Annotated in this window: 3 protein-coding genes; all 3 read right to left on the minus strand. The window is 69.1% G+C overall.

The annotated features are described in order from the left end of the window. Positions 1–68 precede the first annotated feature (68 nt). Genes D7X99_RS41745 through D7X99_RS43050 form a run of 3 tightly spaced genes read right to left on the minus strand, consistent with a single transcriptional unit; the run spans position 69 to position 2,381 of the window. Positions 69–1,580 (minus strand): IS66 family transposase, encoded by a 1,512-nt coding sequence (locus D7X99_RS41745; protein WP_121782566.1) that lies wholly within the window; start codon positions 1,578–1,580, stop codon positions 69–71. 16 nt (positions 1,581–1,596) lie between these two features. Continuing rightward, positions 1,597–1,977, minus strand: coding sequence for an IS66 family insertion sequence element accessory protein TnpB (tnpB, locus tag D7X99_RS43045; RefSeq protein ID WP_158627167.1), 381 nt, complete (start codon positions 1,975–1,977; stop codon positions 1,597–1,599). Further along, the gene (locus D7X99_RS43050) at positions 1,971–2,381 is read right to left on the minus strand and encodes a hypothetical protein (protein ID WP_158627168.1); all 411 of its coding nucleotides are present in this window, start codon (positions 2,379–2,381) and stop codon (positions 1,971–1,973) included. Before D7X99_RS43050 ends, tnpB begins: the two co-directional genes overlap by 7 nt. Positions 2,382–2,461: the final 80 nt, after the last annotated feature.

The following is a 2,461-nucleotide window of genomic DNA, read 5'->3' on the forward strand; positions in this document are numbered from 1 at the left end:
GTGTAAGAGTTCGCCGTGCCCCGTCTGGGCACTGAGCAGACCTCACCGGGGAGCGGCGGACGCGGTCGTCAGCCTTGGCTCTTCGGGAGGGTGACGGTGCCCGGGTTCTCAATGGCGGCCAGTGCAGCGCGCCGCAAGTAGTGCCCCGGGTCCTCACCGCGCAGGCGTGCCGTCTCGACGAGGGAGTAGAAGAGGGCCGCCACCTCGGTGCCCCGCTGGGACTTGCTGCCGTAGTGGTTCTTCCTGCCCAGCACCATGTCGCGCAGCTGGCGTTCGACGTGGTTGTTGTCGAGCGGCACCTGCGGGTGGGTGAGGAAGAGGGTCAGCCCGCTCCACAGCCCCAGCATGTACTCGAGGGCCTTGCGAAACGCGCTGCCGGGCAGCGCTCGCTGCGCCAGGGCCCACTGTCGGATGCGCTCCACCAGGGGGGCGGACTTCTGCTGGCGCACGGCGCACCGGTGCGCGAGCGCGGCCTGGCGCGTTTCCCCGCCCAGCGCGTACCAGCCCGGCAGGTCCGCCTCAATGGCATACAGCTCGCCGATGAGAGTCAGCACCTGCTTGCAGGCAGGGGCCACCTTCTGCGCCTCGAAGAATTTGCGGCGCACATGCGCCCAGCAGAAAGCCAGGGTTGCTGGCGCGGGCCCATCCGCGCCCGACTTCGTCGCCGTCTGGTACGCCGCGTACCCATCCACCAGGACGACTCCCGCGTAGTCGCCCAGCACCGTGCGAGCCGTTGCCCCGGAGCGGCTGGGCAGGATGCGGTGGTAGACGGTATCGGGCGAGGCGACCGTCCACGCGTACCACTTCGTGCCGGGCCCCTTCTCCAGCAGGTACCAGTGCGTCTCGTCCGCGTGCACCAGGGGCGAGGAGAAAACATGCGCTGGCAGCGCCTCGTAGCTGGGCTGGAGGTGGCCAGCCAGTGCGTCGAGTTGGTCCCACAGCGTCTGCGCCTCCACCACCAATCCCTCGCGCCCGTAGAGCCTTTCCTGTCGGGCCAGTGGCAGGTGGAAGCCGTACTTCATAAGGGCCACGTGGACGGCGAAGTCCACCGAGTAGCGGCCGCCCGGAATGAGGCGCGGCGGGGCAGGCGCCGTCACCGGAGCACAGCCGTGGCCGCAGCGGTACTTCTGCCGCTTCACGCGGCGCAGCAGGAAGCTCCTCTCGACGACGGTGATTTCCTCGCCGTCCTCCGTCTGGCCTTCCCACGCGTGCAGGCCGCTACCGCACAGGCCGCACACCCGGTCCGCCTCGTCCAATGGCAGCAGCACCTCCTGTACCTTCAATTCGGGCTGGGCCCGCGGGCCATGGCCTCGCCGCGGCTTGGCTCGCGGGGGCTTCGGAGGCTTGTCGCCGAGCCTCTCGCTGGAGGCGCCGAAGAGACGCTGCTGCAGGAGGGCCAATTGCTCCTTCAGCCCCATCAGCTCCAGCTGCAGCTTTTCCTGGGCGTCCTCGCCCTTGAGCCGGGCGTTCTCCGCGACGAGAGCTTCGAGACGCTGGTGCAGCCGGGCATTCTCCGCCTCCAGCAGGGTGGCCACCTGCTTCGCCGTCTCCAAGTCGCTCAGTTGCTCGACGCGCACCATGGCTACCTGCTGGGTGCTACAAAGCAGGCGCTACCGCAAGCGTTTTCTCGTCCACCACCGGAGGCGATAGCCGCCACCGTCCGGCCAGCTCGCAGCCCTCCAGAAACAGAGACAACTCACTCACGGTCAGCTCCACCGCCTGCGCGCCCTCTTCGCACCAGGGCCTGGCGAAGCGTCCCCGGAAGAGTCTCTTGGTGAGAAGCACCAGGCCCGTGCCGTCGAAGTGGAGCACCTTGGCCCGCTTCCGGCACCGGCCGACGAAGAGGAAGACGTCGCCTTTGAGAAGCTGCCTTTCCAGCTGCTGCTCGACGAGGGCGCCCAGGCCATCGAAGCCCTTGCGCATGTCCACTGGGGCCGCGTACGCGAAGACGCGCACCGCCCGCGTCAGCGTCAGCACTCCAGTCTCCCCAGCAACTGCGCGGCGGCCTCCAGACTGAGTCCCTCGACTCGCCAGCCCCCTGGCGACACCAGCACCACCGGCTGCATCCCCGTCCGGACTGCGTCGGTGACCGCCTTGCGTGCGGTGACGCGCACCGGCACCAGCGCCGCACTCTGCCGGTCGCCCTTCTCGCGCGGGTGCCCCGCGGGCCTGCCCTTGCGCCACGCGTAGAGCGTCGGCTCGGACACGCCCAGCTTCTGCGACGCCTCGGCCATCCCCCCGCCCGTCTTCACCGTGTGCTCGACGTAGCGCACCGCGAAGGCGCGCAGCGCCTCGGGGAACGGCAACGAGCCACTCCGCCGTCCAGCCTTCAACCGCTGCGCCTCCTGGCGGAACTGCTCCAACTCCTTTTCCAACTCCACGGACCACCTCCTGGCATGTAGCGGCAGGAGGTCTCACGAAAGGCTGGAGCCCGTCACGACGGGGCACGGCGAACTCTTAC

Origin of the sequence: Corallococcus sp. AB032C (genome assembly GCF_003668935.1) — a bacterium.
GTDB classification, from domain to species: Bacteria; Myxococcota; Myxococcia; order Myxococcales; family Myxococcaceae; genus Corallococcus; species Corallococcus exiguus.

Excerpts from the sequence above, each read along its gene's own strand:
- D7X99_RS41745 (WP_121782566.1), bottom strand. The coding sequence starts at position 1,580 with ATGGTGCGCGTCGAGCAACTGAGCGACTTGGAGACGGCGAAGCAGGTG.